Annotated in this window: 24 protein-coding genes, 3 tRNA genes and 1 riboswitch; of the genes, 6 read left to right on the plus strand and 21 right to left on the minus strand. The window is 50.7% G+C overall.

Annotation, left to right across the window (positions count from 1 at the left end; all coding sequences use genetic code 11):
* Positions 1–277: 277 nt before the first annotated feature.
* From BN5935_RS01790 to BN5935_RS01805, 4 genes are all read right to left on the minus strand, one after another.
* Positions 278–1,282: a beta-ketoacyl-ACP synthase III gene (locus tag BN5935_RS01790; RefSeq protein WP_064974579.1), complete on the minus strand. Its 1,005-nt coding sequence runs from the start codon at positions 1,280–1,282 to the stop codon at positions 278–280.
* Between the two features lie 30 nt (positions 1,283–1,312).
* On the minus strand, positions 1,313–2,260 hold the full coding sequence (gene plsX, locus BN5935_RS01795; protein ID WP_082943986.1) for a phosphate acyltransferase PlsX: 948 nt from the start codon (positions 2,258–2,260) through the stop codon (positions 1,313–1,315).
* Between the two features lie 150 nt (positions 2,261–2,410).
* Complete coding sequence (gene rpmF / locus BN5935_RS01800; protein WP_010264557.1) at positions 2,411–2,596, minus strand: 50S ribosomal protein L32; 186 nt, start codon at positions 2,594–2,596, stop codon at positions 2,411–2,413.
* A gap of 42 nt (positions 2,597–2,638) precedes the next feature.
* Entirely contained in the window at positions 2,639–3,235 is a 597-nt protein-coding gene (locus BN5935_RS01805; protein WP_064974581.1) for a YceD family protein, read from the minus strand.
* 145 nt (positions 3,236–3,380) lie between these two features.
* On the opposite strand from BN5935_RS01805, the gene BN5935_RS01810 reads away from it, so the two are divergent.
* Positions 3,381–3,785, plus strand: a complete 405-nt coding sequence (locus tag BN5935_RS01810; RefSeq protein ID WP_064974582.1) for a hypothetical protein — start codon at positions 3,381–3,383, stop codon at positions 3,783–3,785.
* Between the two features lie 80 nt (positions 3,786–3,865).
* Here BN5935_RS01810 and gap read toward each other — a convergent pair whose 3' ends face one another.
* The 4 genes from gap to BN5935_RS01830 form a co-directional block, all read right to left on the minus strand.
* Positions 3,866–4,882, minus strand: coding sequence for a type I glyceraldehyde-3-phosphate dehydrogenase (gap, locus tag BN5935_RS01815; protein ID WP_010264566.1), 1,017 nt, complete (start codon positions 4,880–4,882; stop codon positions 3,866–3,868).
* Positions 4,883–5,024: 142 nt separating this feature from the next.
* Positions 5,025–5,780, minus strand: a complete 756-nt coding sequence (locus tag BN5935_RS01820; protein ID WP_064974583.1) for an ABC transporter ATP-binding protein — start codon at positions 5,778–5,780, stop codon at positions 5,025–5,027.
* On the minus strand, positions 5,777–6,520 hold the full coding sequence (locus BN5935_RS01825) for an MlaE family ABC transporter permease (RefSeq protein ID WP_064974584.1): 744 nt from the start codon (positions 6,518–6,520) through the stop codon (positions 5,777–5,779). The genes BN5935_RS01820 and BN5935_RS01825 overlap by 4 nt, the downstream gene beginning before the upstream one ends.
* A gap of 4 nt (positions 6,521–6,524) precedes the next feature.
* Positions 6,525–6,935: a DUF4834 family protein gene (locus BN5935_RS01830; RefSeq protein WP_064974585.1), complete on the minus strand. Its 411-nt coding sequence runs from the start codon at positions 6,933–6,935 to the stop codon at positions 6,525–6,527.
* 182 nt (positions 6,936–7,117) lie between these two features.
* On the opposite strand from BN5935_RS01830, the gene purB reads away from it, so the two are divergent.
* Positions 7,118–8,464 carry an adenylosuccinate lyase gene (gene purB / locus BN5935_RS01835; protein WP_064974586.1) on the plus strand — a complete coding sequence of 449 codons (1,347 nt, stop codon included), beginning with the start codon at positions 7,118–7,120 and terminating at the stop codon, positions 8,462–8,464.
* Between the two features lie 67 nt (positions 8,465–8,531).
* Here the strand turns inward: purB and BN5935_RS01840 are convergent, their stop codons facing one another.
* From BN5935_RS01840 to BN5935_RS01865, 6 genes are all read right to left on the minus strand, one after another.
* Positions 8,532–10,181, minus strand: a complete 1,650-nt coding sequence (locus BN5935_RS01840) for a PL29 family lyase N-terminal domain-containing protein (protein WP_235820977.1) — start codon at positions 10,179–10,181, stop codon at positions 8,532–8,534.
* 250 nt (positions 10,182–10,431) lie between these two features.
* A riboswitch (cobalamin riboswitch) is annotated at positions 10,432–10,627 on the minus strand.
* 419 nt (positions 10,628–11,046) lie between these two features.
* Positions 11,047–13,428, minus strand: coding sequence for a TonB-dependent receptor (locus tag BN5935_RS01845; protein WP_204244878.1), 2,382 nt, complete (start codon positions 13,426–13,428; stop codon positions 11,047–11,049).
* A gap of 23 nt (positions 13,429–13,451) precedes the next feature.
* Entirely contained in the window at positions 13,452–14,324 is an 873-nt protein-coding gene (locus BN5935_RS01850; protein WP_064974589.1) for a bile acid:sodium symporter family protein, read from the minus strand.
* A gap of 58 nt (positions 14,325–14,382) precedes the next feature.
* Positions 14,383–14,457 (minus strand) — tRNA-Val (locus tag BN5935_RS01855).
* Between the two features lie 44 nt (positions 14,458–14,501).
* Positions 14,502–14,576 (minus strand) — tRNA-Val (locus BN5935_RS01860).
* Between the two features lie 961 nt (positions 14,577–15,537).
* On the minus strand, positions 15,538–16,017 hold the full coding sequence (locus tag BN5935_RS01865; protein WP_082943987.1) for a lipocalin-like domain-containing protein: 480 nt from the start codon (positions 16,015–16,017) through the stop codon (positions 15,538–15,540).
* Positions 16,018–16,459: 442 nt separating this feature from the next.
* Here BN5935_RS01865 and BN5935_RS01870 point away from each other — a divergent pair, with 442 nt between their 5' ends.
* The 3 genes from BN5935_RS01870 to BN5935_RS15040 all read left to right on the plus strand — a co-directional run bounded on the left by BN5935_RS01870 (position 16,460) and on the right by BN5935_RS15040 (position 19,443).
* Entirely contained in the window at positions 16,460–17,200 is a 741-nt protein-coding gene (locus BN5935_RS01870) for a hypothetical protein (RefSeq protein ID WP_064974591.1), read from the plus strand.
* A gap of 321 nt (positions 17,201–17,521) precedes the next feature.
* Positions 17,522–18,622 carry an AAA family ATPase gene (locus BN5935_RS14760; RefSeq protein WP_317041637.1) on the plus strand — a complete coding sequence of 367 codons (1,101 nt, stop codon included), beginning with the start codon at positions 17,522–17,524 and terminating at the stop codon, positions 18,620–18,622.
* On the plus strand, positions 18,619–19,443 hold the full coding sequence (locus BN5935_RS15040; protein WP_147625750.1) for a hypothetical protein: 825 nt from the start codon (positions 18,619–18,621) through the stop codon (positions 19,441–19,443). Before BN5935_RS14760 ends, BN5935_RS15040 begins: the two co-directional genes overlap by 4 nt.
* A 226-nt stretch (positions 19,444–19,669) precedes the next feature.
* Here the strand turns inward: BN5935_RS15040 and BN5935_RS01875 are convergent, their stop codons facing one another.
* Complete coding sequence (locus tag BN5935_RS01875; RefSeq protein WP_064974592.1) at positions 19,670–19,945, minus strand: hypothetical protein; 276 nt, start codon at positions 19,943–19,945, stop codon at positions 19,670–19,672.
* Positions 19,942–20,328, minus strand: coding sequence for a DUF6908 domain-containing protein (locus tag BN5935_RS01880; protein ID WP_064974593.1), 387 nt, complete (start codon positions 20,326–20,328; stop codon positions 19,942–19,944). The genes BN5935_RS01875 and BN5935_RS01880 overlap by 4 nt, the downstream gene beginning before the upstream one ends.
* A gap of 135 nt (positions 20,329–20,463) precedes the next feature.
* Here BN5935_RS01880 and BN5935_RS15045 point away from each other — a divergent pair, with 135 nt between their 5' ends.
* Entirely contained in the window at positions 20,464–21,045 is a 582-nt protein-coding gene (locus BN5935_RS15045; protein ID WP_147625751.1) for a hypothetical protein, read from the plus strand.
* A 73-nt stretch (positions 21,046–21,118) separates the two neighbouring features.
* Here BN5935_RS15045 and BN5935_RS14765 read toward each other — a convergent pair whose 3' ends face one another.
* The 5 genes from BN5935_RS14765 to BN5935_RS01900 form a co-directional block, all read right to left on the minus strand.
* The gene (locus BN5935_RS14765) at positions 21,119–21,460 is read right to left on the minus strand and encodes a hypothetical protein (RefSeq protein WP_082943988.1); all 342 of its coding nucleotides are present in this window, start codon (positions 21,458–21,460) and stop codon (positions 21,119–21,121) included.
* Between the two features lie 138 nt (positions 21,461–21,598).
* On the minus strand, positions 21,599–22,240 hold the full coding sequence (locus BN5935_RS14770) for a hypothetical protein (RefSeq protein WP_235820978.1): 642 nt from the start codon (positions 22,238–22,240) through the stop codon (positions 21,599–21,601).
* Positions 22,241–22,267: 27 nt separating this feature from the next.
* Entirely contained in the window at positions 22,268–22,648 is a 381-nt protein-coding gene (locus tag BN5935_RS14775; protein ID WP_235820979.1) for a DEAD/DEAH box helicase family protein, read from the minus strand.
* A gap of 814 nt (positions 22,649–23,462) precedes the next feature.
* A complete protein-coding gene (locus BN5935_RS01895; protein WP_064974595.1) occupies positions 23,463–24,680 on the minus strand; it encodes a site-specific integrase in 1,218 nt (405 codons plus the stop codon).
* A gap of 117 nt (positions 24,681–24,797) precedes the next feature.
* Positions 24,798–24,872 (minus strand) — tRNA-Val (locus BN5935_RS01900).
* Positions 24,873–24,986 lie beyond the last annotated feature (114 nt).

Genomic DNA, 24,986 nt, shown 5'->3' on the forward strand with positions numbered 1-24,986 from the left:
TTTTCCGGGCGGGGCGCAAATCCGGGTCTGAAACCCACCGGCCTGCCATCGCCCTCTAAAACCCGCATCTTAAGCAGGCGCAGAACCGGATGGATCGTGTTCCGACAGACCATCGCCCCCCCTAAAACCCGGCTCTTAGCCGGGGGAAAGGTAGCATCCGAATCCGAAAGGAAACTGAAACGGCGCTCCTACCCCACCAAATATAGCCATTTTCCGGCCGGACTGCAAAAAAAACGGCGCCCCGAAGGACGCCGCACAATTATTTACAGGCCGAAAGCTATGCTTTCTCGCCGTCGTAAGCCCACTTCACATAGGTTGCGCCCCAAGTGTAACCGCCGCCGAAAGCTGCGAGGATCAGGTTGTCGCCCTTGCGAAGCTCCTTCTCGTAGTCGAAAAGGCACGTCGGGATCGTGGCGGCCGTAGTGTTGCCGTTGCGGTCGATGTTAATCATGCACTTGTCCTGCGTGATGCCCATGCGGCGCGCCGTGGCGTCGATGATGCGCAGGTTGGCCTGATGGGGCACCAAGAAACGAACGTCCTCGCCCTTGAGGTTGTGACGCTCCATCATCTCCACCGAAACGTCGGACATCTTCGACACGGCGGCCTTGAATACGGCGTGTCCGTCCCACATGATGGTGTGCCAGTTGTTCTGCACGGTCTCGACCGAAGCCGGGTAGCGCGAACCGCCCGCCTTCATGTAGAGCTGCATCTCGCCCGAGCCGTCGGAACGCAGGATCGAATCGATCACACCGTAGCCCTCGGTATTGGCCTCCAGCAGCACGGCAGCCGCCGCGTCACCGAAGAGCGGGCAGGTCGAACGGTCGGTATAGTCGACGATCGACGACATCTTGTCGGCGCCCACGACGATGACCCGCTTGCTCGTGCCGGCCTCGATGAACTTGGAACCCGTCGTCAGGGCGAACAGAAATCCGCTGCAGGCGGCCGAAACGTCGAATGCGAAGGCATTCTTGCAGCCGGCCTGATCGGCGATCAGGTTACCCGTCGAAGGGAAGAACATATCGGGAGTCACGGTGGCGCAGATCACCACATCGATCGACATCGGATCGACGCCCGTCTTGTCGAGCAGGTTGATGACGGCGCGGGCTCCCATGTAGGAACTGCCGACGCCTTCGCCCTTGAGGATGTGGCGCGTCTTGATACCGGTGTGCGACATGATCCACTCATCGTTGGTGTCGACCATCTGGCTCAACTCGTCGTTGGTGAGGATATACTCCGGAAGGTACTGTCCCACTCCCGTTATCGCTGCTGTAATCTTACCCATTAACTTAACTTTTGCTATTCGTAATTCGGATTAATTTTTGAACGCACGCTGCAACTTCTCCGTGAGGCCGGCCCGGATGACCTGCCCCGTCGAAAGGATCATGCTCTTGATGGCCTCGGGCGAAGAGCATCCGTGGCCGATGATGACAGGCGCGTTGACACCCAGAACGGGGGTGCCGCCGACGTTTTCGTAATTCATGGCGTCCCAGAAAGCATTGCTGCATCCCAGCGCCTTGTTGATGCGGTAGAGCCCCTCGGCCATCTTCAGCACCGTGTTGCCGACGAATCCGTCGCAGACAACCACGTCGGCGACCTTCGCCGAGAAGATGTACGAAGCTTCGACGTTACCCACGAAATTGATGCGGCCGTCGGCCTTCAGCAGTTCGTAAGCGGCCTTGGTCTGGACATTGCCCTTGGTCTCCTCCTCGCCGATGTTGAGCACCGCGACACGCGGTTTCTCGATGCCCAGCACCGCCTCGGCGTAAATCGAGCCGATCAGTCCGTACTGCTCCAGCACCTCGGGCTTGCAGTCCACGTTCAGGCCCACATCCAGCAGCAGCGCGGGACGCCCCGTGACCGTGGGAATGAGGGATGAGATCGTAGGCCGGATGACCCCTTCAATGGGTTTGACGGCATACATCGAGCCGACCATCATGGCCCCGGTGGACCCGGCGCTCGCAAATCCGTCGATGGCGCCCTTGGCCAGATAGCCGAAGCCTACCGTAATGCTCGAATCGGCCTTGGCTTGAAATGCCTTGGCCGGATGGTCGCCCATCTCGATCACCTCGGTAGTGGCAACGATGTCGAACCTGTCGGCCGGACACCCTTCCGAAGAGAGCACGGAGTTAATTTTCCGCTCGTCGCCGAACAGCACGATACGGCTGTCCGACCCGACCGTCTCGAGTGCCATGATAGCACCTTTCACAGTGGCTTCGGGAGCGTAATCGCCGCCCATGGCGTCTACACCAATCTTTATCATACTCGTGCGATTTGGTTGTTATCTCGCTCCCCGCCCACCCACACTTGTGGCAACGACCATGTGACGCCCGGCCTTATCCGGGTGAAACGGGAGTTTATTCCATAAAAAAAGAGGCAAACCCGGCGGGATGCACTCTTCAGAGCGCCGAATTTATTCGGCAGCCTTTTTCTCGATAGCCAGCTTTCCGCGATAGAAGCCGCACTCGGGGCATACGCGGTGGTACAGGACGGCTGCACCGCAGTTCGAGCAGGTAACCACCGTCGGAACGGTAGCCTTGTAGTTGGTTCTGCGCTTATCGCGTCGCGTCGACGAGACTTTGTGTTTAGGATGTGCCATTTTACAGTATAAATTATAAGTTTAACGTATTTTTCGCATTCATTATTTCGTGCCGCGGGGCTTTTTCGCTTTTTCCGGCTCCTCCCCCTCGGCTTCCATCTGCTCGCGCAGCGCCGCCAGTTTGGCCCACTCGCCCTCGTTGTGTTCCTTTCCGCCTTCGGCCCGGGCCTCGATCGACGCGAACTCCTGATCCGAGACGATGCGGAAACGCTCGAGCATTTCGGGGTTGCACGCTCCGTCGGGATGCACCCGCTGGTAAGGCAGCGACAGCACGATGCTCTCGTAGATGTACTGCGTGAGGTCCACCCGGTCCTCGCCCGGCAGCATCCACATCACCTCGCCGTCGTATTCGTGCACCTCCTCGGAGAACTTCACCACCAACTGCCCCTCGAAGTCGATGGGCACCCGGCAATCTTCCAGACAGCGGTCGCACTCCACGACGACGTATCCCGTGATCGTCACATCGAGCACGATCCGGTTCTCCGTGCGGTCGGCATCGACCGTCACCTCACACCTGCCGTCCTTGATCTCCGTGCTCTGGTACTCCTCGAACAACGATCCGTCCACCTCGAACCGAAATTCGTGACAGCCAGTCTTCAACCCGCTATAAGGGATTGCATATCGTTGAGTTTCCCCCATTTATGCACATTTAGTGCGCAAAGTTACGAAAAAATAAGACATTTGCAAAGAAAACTGCGAGATTTAGCGCGTCCGCACGCTTTGCGCCGAACCGGGCGCAATTCGGTTTTGCATCCGTCAGCCTTTTTTCCTACCTTTGTCGAATATGGACAAAAAAGGATTCACCATCGAAGTCACGAGCCGCTACGACGGGTGGTGGCGGTATAACGTGGCGCTGATGTGCGGCTGTTTCGATGCTGCGGACCAGCGCATCGGGTTCGCCACGGCGGAATCGGCCGTCGCCGGCGTGGGGGCCAACCTCACCGAACGCCCGGCCGACATCCCGGCCGACCGCAGCGCCGTGCTGGAAACCATGGCCTGCGACCACCTGCTGCTCTACCTCTATATCATCCCCCACACGCTGCCCGCAGGCAACGACATCGACGCCACACGGCCTTTCGAGATCGAACTGCGCATCTCCTACGCCGGACGCCTGCTGCGCACCGAGAAGCGGACGATCAACCAGTGGTCGGGCGCCTCGGTCGAAATGCGCGTGGACACGAAAAAATAGGCCGCAGCCCGACGCAGTTCATCCTGCCCGAAAACAAGAAAGGGACCCATCGGGGTCCCTTTTCAGTCGAATGGCTTCGATTATTTGTTGTTGAAAGCGGCCATCTTCTCGATGAGCATGAGGACCTTGTTCGAGTATCCCCACTCGTTGTCGTACCACGAAACGACCTTTACGAAGGTGTCGGTCAGTGCGATACCGGCAGCCTTGTCGAAGATCGACGTACGGGCGTCGCCAAGGAAGTCCGACGAAACGACAGCCTCCTCGGTGTAACCCAGGATACCTTTCAGTTCGCCTTCCGAAGCCTCCTTCATGGCAGCGCAGATCTCATCGTACTTGGCGGGCTTGGCCAAGTTCACGGTCAGGTCGACAACCGAAACGTCGAGGGTCGGAACGCGCATCGACATACCGGTCAGCTTACCGTTCAGCTCGGGGATCACCTTGCCTACGGCCTTTGCAGCACCGGTCGACGAGGGGATGATGTTGCCCGAAGCGGCACGGCCGCCGCGCCAGTCCTTCATCGAGGGACCGTCGACGGTCTTCTGCGTTGCGGTGGTCGAGTGAACGGTGGTCATCAGACCGTCGGTGATGCCGAACTTGTCGTTCAGGACCTTGGCGATCGGTGCAAGGCAGTTCGTGGTGCACGATGCGTTCGAAACAATCGTCTGACCCTTGTAGGTGTCGGTGTTCACGCCGCATACGAACATCGGGGTGTCGTCCTTCGAGGGAGCCGACATAACGACGTACTTGGCACCGGCTGCGATATGAGCCTCGGCCTTCTCCTTGGTGAGGAACAGACCCGTCGACTCTACGACGTACTCGGCACCTACCTCGTTCCACTTCAGGTTTGCGGGATCCTTCTCGGCGGTAACGCGGATCGACTTGCCGTTTACGATCAGCAGGCTCTTCTCGGCGTTGAAATCCACCGTGCCGTTGAAGCGGCCATGCATCGTGTCGTATTTGAGCATGTAAGCCATGTAGTCCACGGGAACCAGGTCGTTGATGCCCACCACTTCGATGTTGTCGTTCGTGCAGGCTGCACGGAACACCAGACGGCCGATACGGCCGAAACCGTTGATACCGATTTTAATAGTTGCCATAATAATTTGAATTATTTGTTAATAAAAGATTCCGTTATTTTTTTCACAGCACAAAAGTACATACTTTATACATTTTACGCAAATAAAAAATTAAATTTTTTTACGAACCGCATACACCTTTATGCCACATTCCCTTTGCGGCCTATTCCGCGACCTTCTTGGCCCGCTTGGCCATGGCCGACGCGAAGACGAAATCGTTGAGTTCGCGGTTGTCGGCGTGGAGGATATCGTCCTTGGTTCCCTCCCACCACTTGCGGCCGCCGTGGATGTATACAATTTTCTCGCCGATCTCCATCACCGAGTTCATGTCGTGCGTATTGATGATCGTCGTGATGCCGTATTCCTGCGTGATCTCGTGGATCAGGTTGTCGATGACGATCGAGGTCTGGGGATCGAGGCCCGAGTTGGGCTCGTCGCAGAATAAGTAGCGGGGATTCATCACGATGGCGCGGGCGATGGCCACACGCTTGATCATGCCGCCCGACAGCTCGGCCGGATAGAGGTGGTTGACGTTTTCGAGGCGCACCCGCTGCAGGCAGAAGTTCACGCGCTCCATCTTCTCCTTCGAGCTCTGCGAGGTAAAGAGGTCGAGCGGCAGCCGGACATTCTCCTCGACGGTCGACGAGTCGAGCAGCGCCCCGCCCTGAAAGATCATGCCGATATCCTTGCGAATGGCCTTGCGGTCGCGGAATCCCAGCTTCGTGAAGTTGACATCATCATACCACACGTCACCCGAGTCGGGCTCGTGGAGTCCCACCAGCGTCTTGAGCAGCACGGTCTTACCCGAGCCGCTGCGGCCGATGATGAGGTTGGTCTTCCCGGTCTCGAATTCCACCGAGATGTCGTCGAGCACCACCCGCCCGTCGAACGATTTGACGATATGTTCGGCGCGTATCATATGAGCAGAACTTGCGTAAGGATGAGGTCGAAAAGCAGGATCACCACACAACTGGCCACCACGGCGCGCGTCGACGCGGCGCCGACCTCCATCGAATTGCCCCGGGCGTTGTAGCCGTAGAAGGCCGAGATCGAGGTGATGATGTAGGCGAAGACGACGGTCTTGATGAGCGTGTAGGTGATCGAATAGGGTTTGAAATCCATCAGCAGGCCGTCGACATAATCGGCCGGAATCATGATGCCCGTGACGGCGGCGATGATCCACCCGCCGAGGATGCCGATCAGGATCGAAAGGATCGTGAGGAACGGGAAGAAGAGCATCGCGGCGACGATCTTCGGAAGGATCAGGTACGAGGCCGAATTGACGCCCATGATCTCCAGAGCGTCGATCTGCTCGGTGATGCGCATCGTACCGATCTCCGAGGCGATCGACGACCCGACCTTGCCGGCGAGAATCAGCGCCACGACCGCCGACGAGAATTCCAGAATCATCGTCTCGCGCGTGGCGTAGCCCACCAGCGAACGGGGGATGAACGGCGAATCGAGGTTGATGCACATCTGCAGCGTGATGACCGCGCCGATGAATACCGAGATGATGGCCGTCAGGCCGATCGAGTTGACGCCCAGCGCCTCCATTTCGAAAACGATGCGCCGGCGGTAGATCGCCGCCTTCTCCGGACGGGAAAAAACCTTTCCCATCAACATGAAATAGCGGCCTATGAGTTCGAATACCTTCAGCATGCGGCTACTGTTCCTTTTCCTCCTCGAAATCGACGTAGTCGCCCACGTCCTTCGATACGCGTTTTTCGGGCGTCCCGGCGGTCTTGTGCACGCGCACCTCGCCTTCGCGGCCCCTGCGTTCCCGTTCCGCAAACGGCGAGCCGGAATTCCGCTGCCGGAATCCGCCCTGCTCCCCGAAGCCTTCGCCGAACTGCTCCTCCATCTGTCTGCGGACCTTATGGATACGCCAGCGGAAGACCAGCATCAGCACGATTGCCAATACTACGATTCCCATAAGAAAATACAAGATAAATAGCGCGATGCCTTTCAGCAGCGCGGGGGCGCCGAGCGCCAGTATGACGATAAGGAGCGTCGTGAGCGGATTGCGCTGCACGAAACCCACCAGCGAGTCGATTATTGCCGTGAAGAAATTCATTCCGGTTTCAATTTACATCCCTGCAAAAACAGCGCGGGCCGAGAGCGGCGGCAAAGCCGACGATGCTGAGGCGCAGCCTGTCCTGACAAAGTTTATCTTTGCAAAGGTAGGGAAAATTATGCGTATTTCAATTAAATGTCGTAAATTTGGCGACTGTAAACGAAAACAAATCACAATCCGATATGTTAACCCCCCTTACAGCCATTTCGCCCGTCGACGGGCGTTACCGTAATAAAACGGAGAAACTCGCCGATTATTTTTCCGAGCAGGCCCTCATCCGCTACCGCATCCGCGTCGAGGTCGAGTATTTCATCGCCCTCTGCGAACTGCCCCTGCCGCAGCTTGCCGGGATCGACCGCTCGAAATTCGCCGCCCTGCGCTCGCTGTACACCGATTTTTCGGAGGCCGACGCCCGGCGTGTCAAGGAGATCGAGTCGGTTACGAACCACGATGTCAAAGCCATCGAGTACATCATTAAGGAGAAAATGGACACTTTGGGGCTCGAAGCCTACAAGGAGTTCGTACACTTCGGCCTCACGTCGCAGGACATCAACAACACGGCCATCCCGCTCTCGCTCAAGGAGGCCATGACGGGGGTCTACTACCCCGCCGTCGAGGAGGTCCGCGGCAAGCTGGCGTCGTTCGCCGAGCAGTGGCGCGCCGTGCCGATGCTGGCCCGCACGCACGGACAGCCCGCCTCGCCGACCTCGCTGGGCAAGGAGTTCATGGTCTTCGTCGAGCGCATCGAGAAACAATTGGCCATGCTCCACGACATCGCCGTGCCGGCCAAGTTCGGCGGCGCCACGGGTAACTTCAACGCCCACCGCGCAGCCTATCCCGCGATCGACTGGATCGATTTCGCCAACCGCTTCGTGAGTGAGAAGCTAGGGCTCTGCCGTTCGCAGTACACCACGCAGATCGAGCATTACGACAATCTGGCGGCGATCTTCGACAACATGAAGCGCATCGACACCATCCTCGTCGACCTCTCGCGCGATATGTGGACCTATATTTCGATGGAGTACTTCAAACAGCAGATCAAAGCCGGGGAGGTCGGTTCGAGCGCCATGCCCCACAAGGTCAACCCCATCGACTTCGAGAACGCCGAGGGCAACTTCGGCATCGCCAACGCCGTTTTCGAACACCTCGCATCGAAACTCCCCGTTTCGCGCCTGCAGCGCGACCTGACGGATTCGACCGTCCTGCGCAACATCGGTGTGCCGATGGCCCACGCGGTGATCGCCCTGCAGTCGCTGATGAAGGGGCTCAACAAGGTGATCCTCAACCCCGAGGCTCTGGAACGCGATCTGGAGAACAACTGGGCCGTCGTGGCCGAGGGCATCCAGACCATCCTGCGCCGCGAAGGTTTCCCGAAGCCCTACGAGGCGCTGAAAGCCCTCACACGCACCAACGCCCACATCACCCGCGAATCGATCGCGGCGTTCATCGAGACGCTCGACGTGGCGGAATCGGTCAAAGCGGAGCTGCGGGCCCTCTCGCCCTCGACCTATACGGGTGTATTCCGGTAGGCCGTCCACCCGAAAAACAAAATGCAGGGCCCTTTCGGAGCCCTGCATTTTTCATTATATCACGTCGCTACTCCTTGCAGCAGCGCACCGTATAACCGTAGGAGCGATGTGTGTCCAGTTCCGGATTGATCGACCCGGAGGAGGAGCTGAGCTGCTTCTTGATAAACAGATAATAGGACTTGGCCGCCGTAGCTTTCGACGACCAGTAACCGCCCGAACCGCCACTCGTGGCCCGTTGGCCGACGATGGCCCCGGAACTGTACATGCGGTAGCCCTGCCCCGGATACCAAGCCGTCTGCCCGTTGTAGGTATAGGTCACGCCATAGTTTTCGACATCCCATGCCGACACGCCGTCGATGTAGTCGCGTCCCGAACTCAGATTCTCCCATGCGTCTATATCCGGCACCTTGTATCCCGGAGGGCACGGATCATTGAGCAGTTTGGCTTCGCCCCACAACTTCGCGCTGGGCTTCGACAGCCAGTTGTAACCTGTTCCGACGGTATTGTTATAGAAAGTCATCGGATTGGCCGCGGCAGCTTCCGGCGTCACAGCAGTTTTGGAAAAGCCCCACATCAGGGTCTCATAGGCGGGATTTACGACGGTAAGCCTTTTGGCTTCGCTGAAAGCCGCCGAACTTGCCGGCACTTCAGTCGTTTCACCCCAGTAGAACGGGTCCTTGCGCCCCCACTGGTAATACATGCCGTAAGCATCCGTACTGCCGACGGCAGTTCCCACGGCGCCCAAGTTGCGGTCCATAAAGACCACGCCGTTCTCATAAGCCATCGTCTGCGGGGCGTCGGTCACCCAGATGTGCCAGCTCCACACGATCGCACCCGCCTGCACGAGGGCGACCAGCGCGTTGCCTTTGCCCTCGCCGACCGTGAAGACGATCTCCCCGGACTCCGCATCGAGGGCAACGTCCGAAACCAGCCCTTCCCGGTCGGTCCACACCCAGTCGGCCGTCATGCCGTCAGCGATCTCGATCGCCGGGTCGAAACCCGCCGAAGCCGCTTCGCCCGCGCCGTTACCGCGCACTTTCGCATTGAACGCATAGGTTCCCGGAGCCGAAACCACATAGCAGTTGGCCGTTCCCGAGGCGCTCAGGTCGTCGACCTTCGCCGCCGAAAGCTCTCCGCCGTCGGTCAGCGTGACTTTCACACGGCCCTCCGCCGTCGTCACCGAACGGAACAGAACCACCTGCACCTCCTCCGACGCTTCGATCGGCTCCCCGGCGGCATCCATGATCCGCCACGGCGCCGCCTCGCCCGTCGTCACGGTCCAGTAACCCTTGTCGTCGACATCCGTCACCGGCACGGCGCCCGAAACGGGCATCCGTGCACCCGAAGCGTCTTTCAGCCACGGCGCATCCTTTTCGGCGGCAAGCGTCCAGTAATAAATATCCTCAGCGGCGGCAATCCCGATCAGCGGGGCTTCGGCAGCCTCCGCATCGCAGGCGACGGTCACCTCCGTACCGTCGCGGAACGCGACGAGCGTTCCCGTTTCGCCCTCCGTCACGGCACCGACCGCCGAGCGCGACATCGCACCGGTCAGCTCCCGGAGCGCAACGAGTCCGGCATTGAGATCTTTAGCCTTCTGTTTCAGTTCCGGGGAGACGGGATTGGCGGGGGGGGGTACATCGTCGGGACCGTTGCCCGAATCGCTTTCACATCCGCCGAGGAGCAGCGCCCAGACGCAAATTACGAATAACTTTTTCATCATGCTTTGTTTTTTAGTTAAATGGTGTTGTCTGTTCCGTCCGGACCGACTTTCCCGACGGCGGCAGATGCGCACAGGCGGGAGCGGGGACAGAAAGTCCCGGCAAAGCATGGCGACAACCTTTTCATCCGACCGTAAAAAGTCTGTCCGAAGAGGTTTGCTGCTGATGAAAAAAGCGAAAGCTGTTAACAAATTGCGCGCAGGCACAATGCCGGCGGCATGTCAGGCGCTCCCTTTCTCCGCAGGAGCAAACACTCTATCGTGCACGGCAGGTCTTCTGACTCGTCCCGGATGCGGCGCCTTCCCGGTTTTCACCAGTGGCTCAGATTGTCGCATCCTTTCGTGCCCCCGAGGGGCGGGACTCACAGCAGCGGGAACTGTTGCCGATTCACACGGCATTCCCTTTTAATTCCCCATGCGGGGAAACCATTGCAGGGACAAAGATAGGCTTTTCCCGCCGGGAAGCAAGCGAATCCGGCGGAATATTTGCCCAGAGGGCCTCAAAGTCGCGTAAAAAGCCTTTTCAGCCCCGGACGACGGTTTTCAAACAACCGCTCTCCGACTTTGGCACGGGCTTTGCGATTACTTCAATCAACTGCGGCACAGCAACCGCAGTGAGGTTTCTTCATTTATTTAAGTTTGGGTTAGTAGTTTTAGGAGGGCAACCTCCGGGGGCAGCAGGCAATCGTGACGATTCCCTGCTGTTTTTTTGCGTATCTACCCGTCGCAGCGAGGAGGCGGAGAGGCGCAGAACCGGGCCGAAAACGTGGTAACCGTCCATTGCCTTTACCCATGCAGCGCAGAACCGAACCGGAAACGTGACAACCGGCCACCGCCCCTAAAACCCGGCTCTTAGCCGGGCGGGTCAGAACTCGACCGTGACGCCCAGCGAGGGCAGGAGCGTGCCGCTGACCTGTTCGAGACGTTTCATGCGGTAACGCTGCTCGGCGGCCGGGGCCGAGGGATTCTCGATCTCACCCGTGGACATCAGCACGTCGGGCTGGCGGAGCTTGCCGCCTGCGACGTTCTGCAGGTCGATGTAAATACCCAGCATGCAGCGGCGGAAATAGAAGACCTTGTCGATGCGCACGTCCAACTGGGCGAAGGCATCGAGCCGTCCGGCATTGTATTTCGAATAGTCGTAATAAGGCCGCCCCTGAGCATCCCACGCCTCGACGAGCGACGATTTATCCTCGTCATAAGGCGTGTAGGGTGCACCGCCCACAGCGCTCAGCTTCGCCCCGACGCTCCAGTGGCGCGGCAGGTCGTAGGTGCCGCTGACGTTGACCACGAAGCGGTTGTCCCACGCCGAAGCAATCCACGGGGCCGAGCGGTCGTTGCGGTACTCCGAGCGGAAGAGGGTCACCGACCCCACGACGCTCACGCGTCCCGGAATCTGCCAGCGGGCCATCGCTTCCACACCGTAGGCGCGTCCCTGCGCCGAGGAGACCAACTCCTCATTGCCCACCACGCCGTAGTCGTTGCCCTTGCACGAGAGCGGAATCCCGTCCGTGACCGACAGGGGCACGTCCCCGTAGCGTTTGTAAAATCCCTCGACCGAGACGATCAGCCGGTCGCGCAGCCGCCAGTCGACGCCCGCGCTGAAAATCCCGACCCGCATGTAGTCGAGCGACCTGTTCACCAACTCACCCTCCTCCTTGAATCCCAACGCCGTATAGGCCGGCAACTGGTAGTAGAGCCCCGCACTGCCGCTGACCGACCACGCCGGAGCCAGCGCATAGGAAACCGAGGCCCGCGGCGAAAGCTGGTTCCACGGCCGGGCCATGCGCCCCGAGTAATCGCACCCGTCGGCCCGGAGCCCCGCCGAAGCGGTGAACCGCTTGTCGGCCGAGGCGTATTCGGCCCCGGCGAAAAGCCCCCAGCCGACGATTCCCAACTGCGTATTGTAGTCCGACAACTGCGTCCGGTCGGTAAAGAGCCGTTGCAGCGTGCGGTTCGTGTAATCGGAATAGTTCACCTCGACACCCTCGCGGACGGTCCAGCGACCCAGATAGGAGCGGTTCTCGGCCCGCAAGGTGGTCTTCTGCTCCACGGAGCGCAGCCGGAGCGTCAGGTTGTCCTCCGACGAGGAGTCGTTGCGCAAGTATTTCAGATTGCGGTTGTTCAGGTAGTTGTGGCTCAGCGTCACGGTCTGCACATGGCGGCCGGCATAGTGGCGCCACGAAGCCCCCACCGTGAAGGTCTCCTGCCGGATGCGGGGCAGGTAGCTCAGCAGGTATTCGGCGTCCTCGCCCTTTTCGTCGACGTTGAGCTTCATGTTGTCGAAGCCGGCCAGAGCCAGCACCGTCAGTTCGTCGTGCTCCGAAAGGCGCGTCTTGACCTTCACCTGCCCGTCGATGTAGTTGGGCAGGAACGGCAGCCCCAGCATCTTGAACAGCAGTTGCAGGTAGGACTGGCGAAGTGAAAACAGATAGGTGGTCTTGTCACCGATGTGGCCGCTGCCGCTCAGCCCCACCTCCGAGGCCCCGAGCGTGGCCTTGAAAGTCTGCTTCTCGGCATTGCCGTCGCGGAGGCGGAAATCCAGCACCGAACTCAGCGCCCCGGCCCGGTCGGCGGGGAAAGCCCCCGTGTAGAAACTGATCTCGCGCACGAGGTCGGCATTGACGATGCTCACCGGGCCGCCCGTGGCGCCCTGCGTGGCGAAATGGTTGATGTTGGGAATCTCGATCCCGTCCATGTAAAAACGGTTCTCCGCAGGACCTCCGCCGCGCACGATCAGGTCGTTGCGGTAACCCACGGGCGAAAAGGCCACGCCGGGATAGGAGCGCACGATGCGCGACACGTCGCGGTTCGAACCGGGACTCTTCTCGATCTCCTGCAGGCCGATCACCCGCAGGCTCACGGGGCTCTCGACCGTAGCCCGGAACGGCGACGGACGCACCGTCACGGCCTCCAACTGTTCGGCATCCTCCTCCAGTTCGACCTCGATGAAGGGCGTGGCGGCCGACACCATGTACTCGGCCGTCGTGACGCTCTTGTAGCCCACCGACGAGACCGCCAGCCGCCAGATGCCGGGCTTCACCCGCTCGATGCGGAATTTCCCCAGCGAATCGGTCGAAGCGCCCTTCTGTTCCTGCCCGGCCAGCACCACGGCGGCATAGGCCACGGGGCGACGGCTCAGGCGGTCGATCACCCGTCCGCTGACGGCATAGGTCTCCTGCTGTCCCCGCACGGCTGACGCCGCCGACAGGCACAGAAACAACATCGCAACTTTCAGGAGTTTCATGGTACAAATATAGCCGATCGGAGCTAATCCGACACCGCTTCGCCGGAATATTTCGGCAGCAATTTCAGATAGACGAGCAGGATGACGTTCATCAGCAGGGCATAAACGATGGCCGGAACGGCCATTTCCCCGTTGTCGAAGATCAGCGGCGAGGCGGCGATAGCGATGGCTTGGGCGGCATTCTGCATTCCGACCTCGATGATGATGGTCCTGCGTGCAGCCCGCCCGAGACGGAACGCCCGGGCCAGCAACGCCCCGGCACCCATAGCCAGCAGGATGAGCACCCCGGCGGCCAGCCCCAGCGTCCCGAGGTTTTCGAGGATCGTCGAGGCATACTGCACGAAGAAGACCGCAGCCAGCAGCATCAGCGCCGGAAAGGCCACATGCCCCAGCAGGGCGTGTACACGCTGCGCGGCGGCAGGCCGCCATTGTCTGAAAAGCGCCCCGAACAGCATCGGCAGGAACAACAGAACGATATTCTGCACCAGCAGTTTCCCCGCCGGAAGGTCGATCGCCGCATCCGCATGCATGGAGACGAACCGCGCCGCGAATCCCATTACCAACGGAATCGTGAAGAGCGTGATGACGCTGCTCAGCGCCGTGAGCGTCACCGACAGGGCCACGTCGCCTTTGGCCAGCATCGAAAAGACATTCGACGAACTGCCGCCCGGACAGCAGGCGATCAGCATCAGCCCCATGAACCACACCGGCGGCAGGCGGAACGCCAGCGCCACGCCGAAAGCGATGAGCGGCAGGGCCACGAGCTGGCCCGCCAATCCTGCGACGACGGCCGCGGGACGGCGGAACACCCCGGCGAAAGCCGGACGGTCGAGTTCGATGCCGAGCTGAAACATCAGCACGATCAGGACAGGAAGTACGATCCAAATGGTATTCATAGCGGTTTCAAACACCAAAAAGCCTTTCAGGGTAATCCTGAAAGGCTTTTTTCGGTTGTGGGAACATGCGGATTTGAACCGCAGACCTCCTGCTTGTCGAGCAGGCGCTCTAAACCAACTGAGCTATGCTCCCTTGTATAAAAAAAGCCATCCTGCAAGATGGTTTCGTCTGTTTCGTGGGAGCTGAGGGATTCGAACCCCCGACCCTCTGCTTGTAAGGCAGACGCTCTGAACCAACTGAGCTAAGCTCCCCTTTCGCTGAATTGCGAGTGCAAATGTATGATAAATAAATCATTCCTGCAAGTCTTCAATTCTTTTTAGGGAATCTTTTTTCGCTGGCTGTTCGTTCGGTTGACACATTGGTTGACACATTTACATAAACTCAATGCTGGTTAAACAATAGTGAATTAGTTGATAATCTTACATTTGAATAAGCGAGGACAAACTTTGCAAAGGGGCCTATAAATATACCCCTTTCGCAAAGTCTGTCCTTGCTCTGCTAACAGAAAATCGGCGAAAAATTTTCCCCTCTCGCCGTTCGTCTGTTTTCAGCAATTTTCAGTAGCTTTGATTTCTATAAATAAAAAATCCCCGACCGTATGGCCGAGGATTATCTTTATATAAATTGTTCCAAATATTTCTCCTTAAACCCAGCTAACGGGAATTTGAAATCTCTTTGCCCGCCCTCTGTTGTCGTGTAGTTGACAATAACCGTATCGTTTTTTATATGTAATTCGAATAGGTTTACTTGGTCATTTCTTCATTCAAGGATATTAGGCATTAGAAGCAATATTTCTGCACTGGAATCTGTCAATGCGCATTTTATTTGTGCCGTTATATGTCCCCGTTTCTGAAAGGTTAGGGTTACGGGTGCATTTTTGTCCGTATCGTCAGGCATGATATACATAAAATCGCTGGGTGTAAATTCATCGGGATTGCGTGATACGGCCAAGCACATCCCGTAAAAGCTATCATAGGCAACGATTTTTCAAATCATCATGCGTTGTTCATCGCCGCCCTGTTTTCATTCTGTTTTTGGTGTTTTTCTTTTCATTTTAGCTAAAATTTATATTGTTAAATAAATCTCTGATTATGATATAAATATACGAAAATTTATGACTTATGCAAGTAAAAAAGAAAGGACAAACTTGTGCAGAGGGTCTATAAGTTAACCCTTTTGCACAAGTCTGTCCCGTTAATTTTGGAATATAAATCAGATTCTTTTGAAAGTCGTAGTTATTTCTGCTTTATAACCGTCATTATCATCAATTTTCTCAAAAAGTACGAGTTTATTTTTTGTCAATTCTTTAATATCGTACACAGATGTCGGATTACCTTCTTCTGGTTCTTCATATATCAATAATTGATTATTAGAAATCGTGTATTCAATAGACCAATTACTATCCAAATTATTATTGTCATAATAATAGTAGCTTTTATATCTTCCCGTTCCATCTTCATTGAACGTGTAGGTAAAATAAAAGCCATAATCGTCATTTACATCGGCAATCGGATATGTAATATCCTTTTCCACTTTACCCTCTCCTTGTACAATCTCATAGCCGACTTCATGTGTAATCTGCCATGTTCCTGTAATTTGATTGGGGTCAATCTTTTTGTCATCATCATCGGAGCAAGCCGAGAAAGAAACAGCCACGAACATAGCGGCCACGATAAGAAACAACTTTTTCATAGTTGAATAAGTTTAGGTTGTCGCTCCAGCACCAACACGACGGTTAATTTTTTGATTTAAATAAACAGAAAGCGTGGTGCCGAAAACTTATCTTATTAGAGTAGGTCGTAGGAAACCTTGAAGATAAAATAAGCAACAGCCCCACGCCTATATCCACGAATGGATATGACGCGAGAAGATGTCGGCTTACTCCTTCTTCAGATTGAATTTCCTACGTTCACTCTAAAGGAATAAACTTACACTTTCCGTGTTTGTCGTATGTGCCACAAAGATAGACAAGACAAACTAAAAAGCAAAACATCTTTCCGATTTCTCGGAACTGTTGCAGCGTTAAATAGCCTTACACCCTTAAATTATTTGTAGGGATAAAGAATTTGATTTTTTGTAAAAAAAAGTTTATAAAAATAATTTATTGTTACTTTTATTGTAAAATTAATTCATTATGAAAAAGTGCTGGAATTATTATCGTATTTATATTACGACTCTTCGGAAAGATTTATTAGGTATTCTAATTATTGCTATTAGTTCTATATTTCTCATGGATATGTGGTTTAAGAATATTCCTGCACCATGTAATTTTTTTATTGTATTTGGAAACTTTTGGTATACATTGGCCTTTTCATATATTGCATCATTTATATTTTATTTTATTGTTGTTCATATTCCTCGACAGAAAGAGAAAAAGGCTATTTATAGTTACATTGAGTCATTTGTAAAGAATATAATTGAAACTGGGCTGGAAATTTATACTCATATGGCACAATCTGTTTCTATGGATATTGATGTAATGAATATTACCAATGAACAGATTATACAACTTTGTAAAGTTGTCAACCCACAAAATGACTCACCTGTATTATATGAAATATCGGTTTCTTCACGTCATCTTAATTGGATAGAATATTTGCAATATAAGTATAATCGCATTAAAGATTTTGCATCTACAATATTATTACAAACACCTTTTTTAGATTCAGATTTAATTTCCTATATTATCAAAATAGAGTCTCATAACATTTATGAACCTAAACATATTAATCTCCAATTAATTTTGATTAATAGTGGACGGTTTGGAAACAAGGATTTTACAAATGGTTATGAGAACTCTTTTATTTCTTTTTATAAACTGCTTTGCGAAACACAAGAGTATTTCCACAATGAGATCCTGAAATATAAAGACTAAAAAAGTCTGCATATTCAAGTTAAAAATATATTGCAAATAGTTCAAGTTCATAATTATCGACCTTACGCCAGCACGAAAACAAAAATTAGGGGTAGTAAAATCTTGTCGAGATTACAATACCCCTAATTTCTGTAATTTATGCGTTCCAATAAAATAGGAATATGGATGCGATTCTACTCTCCTACAATTTTTCCGAATAACGCTATTCATATAGTTCGGCACCGTGTTTGATTTAATCATCGAGGAAGTATTTTTCTTATTCCGTAAAAAAATTACGGAAATCTCTAAAAATGTATTATATTTGCAAAAAACATTGCGATTATGATGTTAATTAAGTTTTCTGTTAAGAATTATAGAGGATTTTCGGATCGTATCGAGTGGGATTTATCAACGCCCAATAATTATGAGTTCAGTACATATGCCATTAAAGATGGGATTATAAAAAATGGAATTATTTATGGTCCGAATGGTTCGGGAAAAACAAACTTTGGATTAGCTATATTTGATATAGAAAACCATCTTTCCCAAAAATGGAAAAAAGCCGATTACTATACTAATTTTGTATATGCAGGAAATCAAAATGCTCCTGTTGAATTTGAATATATATTTAAAGATGATATTCAAATTATTAAATATATATATTCTAAAAATGATGGTGGAATTTTATTATCTGAAATTTTGCTTGTGAATGATACCCTTGTGTTCTCTCGAAACGCCGATTCGTTCGAGATAGATGAGGACTCATTTTTAATGGAAAAATCTACTAAAGAGAATCTTAAAAATAATGCAAATAATGTTTCTATAGTCAATTTCTTATTAACATCCTATCCTTTGACAAAAGATCATTATTTAATATCATTACAAAATTTTGTAAACTCAATGCTTTGGTTTAGGTGTCTTGAAACAAGAGAGTTTATAGGGTTAGATACATCTGTAACTAATTTAAACGAGTTTATTATTCAAAATAATCTTATTGATGATTTTGCTGAATTTTTAAATCGAGTTAGTGATCAAGCATTCAAATTTATAAAACCAACTAATGATAAACTTCTTTTATGTGATATTGGAGGAACTGCAGTTGTATTTAATCAAATTGCATCAACAGGAACACAATCATTAATGCTTTTGTATTTTTGGATAAAGAAAATGAATGAAGCTTCATTTGTTTTTATAGATGAATTTGATGCGTTTTATCATTTTAAGTTGGCATATGAAGTTTGTAAACAATTATTTGCACTCGATTGCCAAGTGTTTACATCATCCCATAACACTTATTTGATGACAAATGATTTATTACGCCCTGATTGTAATTTCATTGTAAATAATAATAAAATTAAGCCTTTGAGTGAATGTACGGAGAAAGAACTCCGATTTGGGCATAATATTGAAAAATTATTTCGAGGTAATGCATTTCAAGTATGATTCTATTCGTTTTTGAAGGGGCAAAATGTGAACCTCGCCTATTTAATTCTTTACAAGCTTTGTTCTTTCGAAAAGAAGCTGAGTCTTTTATATGTACATATAATAGTAATATTTATTCATTATATACTAAATTAAAAAGGTTAGATATTTTTGGCGATCCAATTGGAGCGAGTGGAGATACAGTAACAGTTCTTAATGAAATATTAAAACAACAAGGAGACAATACGCTTGATGCTATTGTTGAAACGAATGTTTCTGAAATATATTTGTTTTTTGATTATGATTTTCATAATTCTCGATTATCATTAGATGAGAATAATTTACATCTGCAAGAAATGATTGATTATTTTCATGAAGAGACTGCAAATGGTAAATTATATATTAATTACCCAATGGTAGAATCAATTCGGTATACCCAACGATTGTTTGATATCAACTATTGGCAATATATAGTAATGAGAGATGAATGCCATAAATTCAAACATTTAGCCTGCAAATTTTCATATTATAGTTCATTTGATCATTTATTGATTTCAAATAATAAGAATGAAGCTGATGAGAAAAAAATAGAAAAAGCGAAACAGGCTCGTTGTAATTGGTGCAATTTAATTGTTATGAACGTAATGAAAGCTAATTACATATGTTATGGTTCTAATTCTTTCCCATTCGAGAAGATGCTGATTTCACAAAAAGATATTCTTGAAAATCAGATACAAAAATATGTATGTCAAGAAAAATCTAAGGTTGCTATATTGAATGCATTTCCTCTATTTCTATATGAATATTTCAAAAATGCAGCTATCCATTGTTGTCGAGAATAGATAATCTAACAGCAGAATAAAAAGTTGTATCTTGGTTTAGATGCTTTGTTATTCCATTTAAGCCGACATATTCCCTTTAATCGGGAGTTGTAAAACATTCCAACCCTCAATTATCGAGAATATGCCGACTTAAAATCTGTTTTGACGGTTTGGTAATAGCCGTAAGGATCACAAGTAGCCGATAATCAGCCAACCGACCTACCGAGTATATAGAGTGTTCCGCGCGTTATCCTGCGGCTATCTCTTGTATAACGCTATCCATACAGATTGCCTGTCCGCTTGCTAATCTTCCCCACCAACAGCAACCGTATTCCTCGATGATTACCTCTCCCGCACGTTTCAGTCGTTCGGCCAGCCAGCTGTCAATCAACCACCATTCCATAACATCACCCAAGAACGGATAGATATATTCTTCGGGTAGCAGGTGCTTGTTCAGCATTTCATCCACGACTGCGGTTTGATTCATCAGTACGCAGTTCTCCACTAATCGCCGTGCTGTCATAATAGGTGCTGTTGTGTGGCTATGTTGCGTAACCATTGATTAGCAAATACGGTGAGGTCTGCCTGTAAACGAGGATTCAACGCTATTCCATCTTCCGACCATTTCACGCTGTTCTGCTCTATACCGCAGTAGTCATTGCGATAGTAATAGGGAATGAATTGCCGAGTGTCTTTGTGCAGGGCAAAGAGCATTTCGGGGTCTCGCATGGCATCGCCATTCTGCTGTCCGTAATGAGCCAGCGAAAAAAAGTCGTACTTGTCGATACGTCCGATTAGTTCGATGTGGACGGGCATATAAGTACCGTCCGAATTGTCGATTTTGGTTGTCTGTAAAGCTAACATGCTACGGAAAATCTCCGCGGCTCTCCTGTCAAGTGTTTTCATAGATAAAACGGTTTTACATTCAACAATAGGGAGGGGCTTTAGTATGGAGTAACTGTATGTGCAGGGGATATATTTAGGTTGAATTTTGTCTGTAATGAACTTTCTTGTATATTTGGGTAAGCAATCAATTTTGATATGAAAAAGTTATTAATCATTCTATTTTGTTTATTTTCTCTAAATGTATTTTCAAAGTCTGTAAAATATACTTATAAGGCACTAAAAGCAGAGGGATGCAGTGTTGAATATTCTGCAACATGGCAAGAGGGAAAACCTTATTTAGTGGTTGCTGTAACATCAGACAGGTTGGTCTATCCAGAAAATCCTATACTAATGTTCCGCTGTTTTAATGATAGTATTATTAAATTGACGGGAACATCGGTTGCATCATCATCCAGTCAGTATGGAATTATGATAAATAACATATTAGCCCCTATATCAGAATTACGAGTTACGGCAGTTTTCCCAATGACAGAGAAGCAGGTTGAATTACTTAAAAATGGAGTTTCAAAAGTTTCTCTTTCAACGCTTCCTATTAAACACGAAAGGTCATTTAATAAAGATAAAATTGGACGAAAATTGCATGATTTTTTCAGGCAGATAAAGATAAGGAAAACTCGTTCTAATCTACCGATAGATAAAAAAACTCCGACCAGCACAAAACCAGTCGGAGTTTTTTATCTTATCTGTTCTCTGCGGCAATCCTTTTCTTCGCAATAATCTTACTTCTTATAAGGATTACGCAGGCGGTGTTCTTGCCGTCGATATTTCGGTAGCATGTATCTATGTCGTATCATTCGGCGAGGTCTGACGCTTTGGCCGTCTGTCTTATCCCCAAATCGTCATAAATACGCTGTAATTTCGCCTTTGCGGTTCTTGCGGGAACAGCCGTCTGTTGCGGCAGGTCGCTCTTAATCCGCTGTACGATTTTATAGGCCAATTCGCTTTTTCCGTATTTGAGCAACTCTCGCTTTATCTGCGTTTGGTTGTAATTGAGTTCCCTTACCTTGTCTTTTCCTACTTTCTCGTAACTCTCCTTAACGAGCGGGTTGCGCTGTGCTATCAAATCCGCCGAAAAACGGCTTAACGAAAACATGCTGGTATCAGCCCGCAATTCTGCGTATCTGTCGAACAACTCCCGAAAAGGTATCTTTGCCTTGCCGTTCGTTTCCAGCCTGTCAATCCGAAAACTGTGTTTTGCCGTGTCTGTTATCTCGTTTCCGTTGCGCTGGTATTCCGTAATGAGGTTACGCCCGTCTGCGTAAATCTCCTGTCAGTTGCGGAAATTCAGCATATCCAATTTCAGCCTGTTGCGGTCTAATGTCATTGTTTTTTTGTTTATATAATTCATATCTGCGTGGATTAAGGGTTTCAAATCCTCGTCCCCCGTGGCATACCATTTCAGCCAGCGTTCGGCCTTGTCTATCTCCTTTTCGGTCGATGCTTTGAATTGCGCATAGCTGACATCCCGACCGTATCGGGATTCGGAAAAGATATGCGTTATCTCTTTGTATCGGGTATCTCTGATGCGTCCTGCAATCTGCCGTATCGTGGTCGCAACATCCAGCATCGAGTGTGTGACCGTTCCGTCGCTCACAATGTAGGTGCGTCCTGTCTTGTCGAAAATATCGCACCCCTCAAAGGCCGTCGAGGTGTAGAAATTGATTTTGCAGGGTTCGCCGCTGGGTGTACTTATCGGGAAACCGTCTATCTTCTCTTTATTGCGGTCGTAACTCTCGCCGCTTTGCGAACAGACTATCTTTACTTGGTCGGGGGTCAGTTTCGCATGACGGATCACCTTGCCGATAAATGTCACGCTGTTCACGAAAAAGTGCAGGTTGAAACCGATTTGTTGCGCAATGGCATTTCGGCATAAGGCCGTAACAGTCGCTAACGGGCTTGTCGCTTCCCACAACCTTACCTGTATCGGCTCGGCGTTCGGTCAGATGATTTTCGTTTGCGGCATGGTCTGTAACTCGTCCAATAGAAACTCATGTTCGATAGGCGTTGCCGAAAGATAGGTCTTGCTTGCGAAACGGGGTGCTTGTTCCAATAGTCCAGCAATCGCGGAATGGCGGAATGAATAATCGAATAACAAGCGGTGGTATTCATCCACCAATAGAAATGCCTTGCTGTAAATCTCTGCACCCGCGACATCCGCGATACGGGGGATTGCATCATAGGTGGCCATAATCTTCCAGCGGTCGTGGGCTTTCAGATAGTCGGCAATCTCTTGATTCGTAACACCCCCGTAAACGCCTAAAAGGTCGGGGTGTTCCTGCATCTTGTTCTTGATAAGATTGACCGTCGGCGCAGCAATCAAAGTTGAACGGTCGTTTGTAATGGCAAGACTCGTTGCGCCGCATCCCGTTATGCCTTTATCTAAAATGCAGTTTTCGGGTAAGTGTTGCCCGATTTCGGGAATCTCTTCGATTCATCGGGCCGTCATAGGGGCTGTAATAATTCTTGGTTCCATAGATTTATAAATTATAGGATAGGATTTCACCGCATTTTTTCTGTGTGTGAAATATCTTTTATATAAGGGAATTTCATTTCCTGCACAAAAAATATGCGAATATAAGCCAAAGACAAGGACAGCATTATCTACTGTCCTTATCTGCCTTGTAAACTTATTTTCTATGGAAGCAAAAAGAATTTCCCTATCTCGGATTTGCTATTACAAATATACTGAAAATCCTTCATATTTACAAGTTTGTCGGCCGCTTTGTGAGGGATATTTTAGGTTCTTTCTATGAAAAATCTCCCTCATTCATAACCCCTTACAGAATCGCATACAGCATACCTCAGATAGCCTTTGCCGCATTTGTGATTGTGGTTTTGTTCTGAATACCCTTAAATGTATTGTAATTTTGTACTAAAAACCCGATAAAACATTGTTTCAAAAGATAATTAGAACAATTATGCAGGATATTTTGTTCTATTAGTTCGATAATGTATATAAATCTCAATAAGTAAAAAGGACAAACATTGTCAAGGGGTATGAATTATAGACCCCTTGTCAATGTCTGTCCTTGTCTTTTATGAACTGTTGATGCTGGTTGAGTAGAGAGTGAGGACAGACATTGTAAAAGGGTTTATCTTTTAGACCCTTTTACAAAGTTTGTCCTTGCTCCTCTCTACAATAAATGCTGCATAGCCGCATCTATCTGCGAGTTCTCAAAGCTATCGAGGTAGATTTGAGTGGTGGATAGGTCGGAATGTCCCAATGATTCGGAAATGAGGGCTACGCTTACGCCTGACCTTTTCAAGACCGTAGCGAACGTATGCCGAGCGACATAGGTAGTCAGATGTTCGATGCCGACCCGCTGTCCAATTTTACGCAACCAGCGATTCGTGTTCGTCAGCACCTTGTGCGTTCGGTCATATCTCTGCTGCTCCGTTCTATGCACACGGCGGTCGAGTATCGGGAAAATGTAATCTTCATCCGTCTGCCCTTGTCGCTGGTATTTGGCAATGATATTCCGCATTTCTTCCGTCAGCAGGAAATTAATCGGCTTGCCCGTTTTCTTGCGAACGTATTGCACCCGTCCGTCCCGTATGTTGCCGTATTTCAGCAGGGCGATGTCCGCAAAGTTAATCCCCGCTCCGAAATAGCTGAACACGAAAATATCCCGTGCCAATCGTTCGGATGGATAGCCTTGCGACAAATCGAGTGCAATAACCTTGCGCACGTCCTCTTTCGTGATGGCCCGTTTCTTCGTTCGCGTATCGAATTTGCTGACTTTATAAGCATCGAACGGGTAATAGTCCCGTTTCACCAACTGCAATTCTATCGCCTTGTTGAACACGCTACGCAACGTGCGAAAGAGTTGGCTGATGGTCGTATCACCGCAACCACTCGTCCGTAACCAGTTCTCGTAACGGCGCAACCACACGGCATCAATATCGCTGAACGGAATTTGCAACCGCTGCCCCGTGAATTTCAGCAACGATGTACGGGAGTATTTGTAAACACCTGCATTGCCGAGTTTTCCGCCGCGTTTCATGTCGTCAATCAGTTTATCGTACAATTCGACCACCGTCGCGCAACGGACTTGGTTATGAAAATGAGACACGAGCGTTTCCACCGTGTATTCACGTTGCTGGGAGGTCATTTCGACAATCAAATCGTTGTATTCCGCCGTTTTTGCGGCTATCAGCCGTTCAATTTGCTCCTTATTGGGACAATTTCGTTTAGGCTTGCCTTTCTCGAAATCCCAAAACTTTTCGTGCAGGGAAAGGCCGAGCGAAACGTATTTGCGTTTGCGGTCTTTCGTAACTCGGAGCATTAAAGGAAGCGTTCCGTCTTTGAGAGGTTTGTACTTGTAACAAATGACCTCGATGTTTGCTTTCATGCGTCATTTTGGTTGACACATTGGTTAACACAAACGGGCAAAAAACGTGTAAACCGACCACGGAGGCACACAAAAGAAAAACGACCTACATTGCTGTAAGTCGTTGATTTTCAGTTGTGGGAGCTGAGGGATTCGAACCCCCGACCCTCTGCTTGTAAGGCAGACGCTCTGAACCAACTGAGCTAAGCTCCCCTAAAAATGGCTTGGGACTGCAAAGGCAACCTTCCGATTACCCATTCCGGACCATCCTTTTACGGACAACCCCTTGCAGGCGTTTTCTTGAAAGAACCTTTACGCAACCCTCGC

Source organism: Alistipes provencensis (assembly GCF_900083545.1).
Classification (GTDB): Bacteria; Bacteroidota; Bacteroidia; order Bacteroidales; family Rikenellaceae; genus Alistipes; species Alistipes provencensis.

Coding starts and splice junctions, on each gene's coding strand:
- BN5935_RS01790 (WP_064974579.1), bottom strand. CDS start 1,282: ATGGGTAAGATTACAGCAGCGATAACGGGAGTGGGACAGTACCTTCCG.
- rpmF (WP_010264557.1), bottom strand. CDS start 2,596: ATGGCACATCCTAAACACAAAGTCTCGTCGACGCGACGCGATAAGCGC.
- BN5935_RS01830 (WP_064974585.1), bottom strand. CDS start 6,935: ATGAATTTCTTCACGGCAATAATCGACTCGCTGGTGGGTTTCGTGCAG.
- plsX (WP_082943986.1), bottom strand. CDS start 2,260: ATGATAAAGATTGGTGTAGACGCCATGGGCGGCGATTACGCTCCCGAA.
- BN5935_RS01840 (WP_235820977.1), bottom strand. CDS start 10,181: ATGAAAAAGTTATTCGTAATTTGCGTCTGGGCGCTGCTCCTCGGCGGA.
- BN5935_RS01870 (WP_064974591.1), top strand. CDS start 16,460: ATGAAAAAGTGCTGGAATTATTATCGTATTTATATTACGACTCTTCGG.
- BN5935_RS01880 (WP_064974593.1), bottom strand. CDS start 20,328: ATGAAAACACTTGACAGGAGAGCCGCGGAGATTTTCCGTAGCATGTTA.
- BN5935_RS01850 (WP_064974589.1), bottom strand. CDS start 14,324: ATGAATACCATTTGGATCGTACTTCCTGTCCTGATCGTGCTGATGTTT.
- BN5935_RS01865 (WP_082943987.1), bottom strand. CDS start 16,017: ATGAAAAAGTTGTTTCTTATCGTGGCCGCTATGTTCGTGGCTGTTTCT.
- BN5935_RS01820 (WP_064974583.1), bottom strand. CDS start 5,780: ATGATACGCGCCGAACATATCGTCAAATCGTTCGACGGGCGGGTGGTG.
- gap (WP_010264566.1), bottom strand. CDS start 4,882: ATGGCAACTATTAAAATCGGTATCAACGGTTTCGGCCGTATCGGCCGT.
- BN5935_RS01805 (WP_064974581.1), bottom strand. CDS start 3,235: ATGGGGGAAACTCAACGATATGCAATCCCTTATAGCGGGTTGAAGACT.
- BN5935_RS15045 (WP_147625751.1), top strand. CDS start 20,464: ATGAAAAAGTTATTAATCATTCTATTTTGTTTATTTTCTCTAAATGTA.
- BN5935_RS14760 (WP_317041637.1), top strand. CDS start 17,522: ATGATGTTAATTAAGTTTTCTGTTAAGAATTATAGAGGATTTTCGGAT.
- BN5935_RS01895 (WP_064974595.1), bottom strand. CDS start 24,680: ATGAAAGCAAACATCGAGGTCATTTGTTACAAGTACAAACCTCTCAAA.
- BN5935_RS01845 (WP_204244878.1), bottom strand. CDS start 13,428: ATGAAACTCCTGAAAGTTGCGATGTTGTTTCTGTGCCTGTCGGCGGCG.
- BN5935_RS15040 (WP_147625750.1), top strand. CDS start 18,619: ATGATTCTATTCGTTTTTGAAGGGGCAAAATGTGAACCTCGCCTATTT.
- BN5935_RS01810 (WP_064974582.1), top strand. CDS start 3,381: ATGGACAAAAAAGGATTCACCATCGAAGTCACGAGCCGCTACGACGGG.
- BN5935_RS01825 (WP_064974584.1), bottom strand. CDS start 6,520: ATGCTGAAGGTATTCGAACTCATAGGCCGCTATTTCATGTTGATGGGA.
- purB (WP_064974586.1), top strand. CDS start 7,118: ATGTTAACCCCCCTTACAGCCATTTCGCCCGTCGACGGGCGTTACCGT.
- BN5935_RS01875 (WP_064974592.1), bottom strand. CDS start 19,945: ATGACAGCACGGCGATTAGTGGAGAACTGCGTACTGATGAATCAAACC.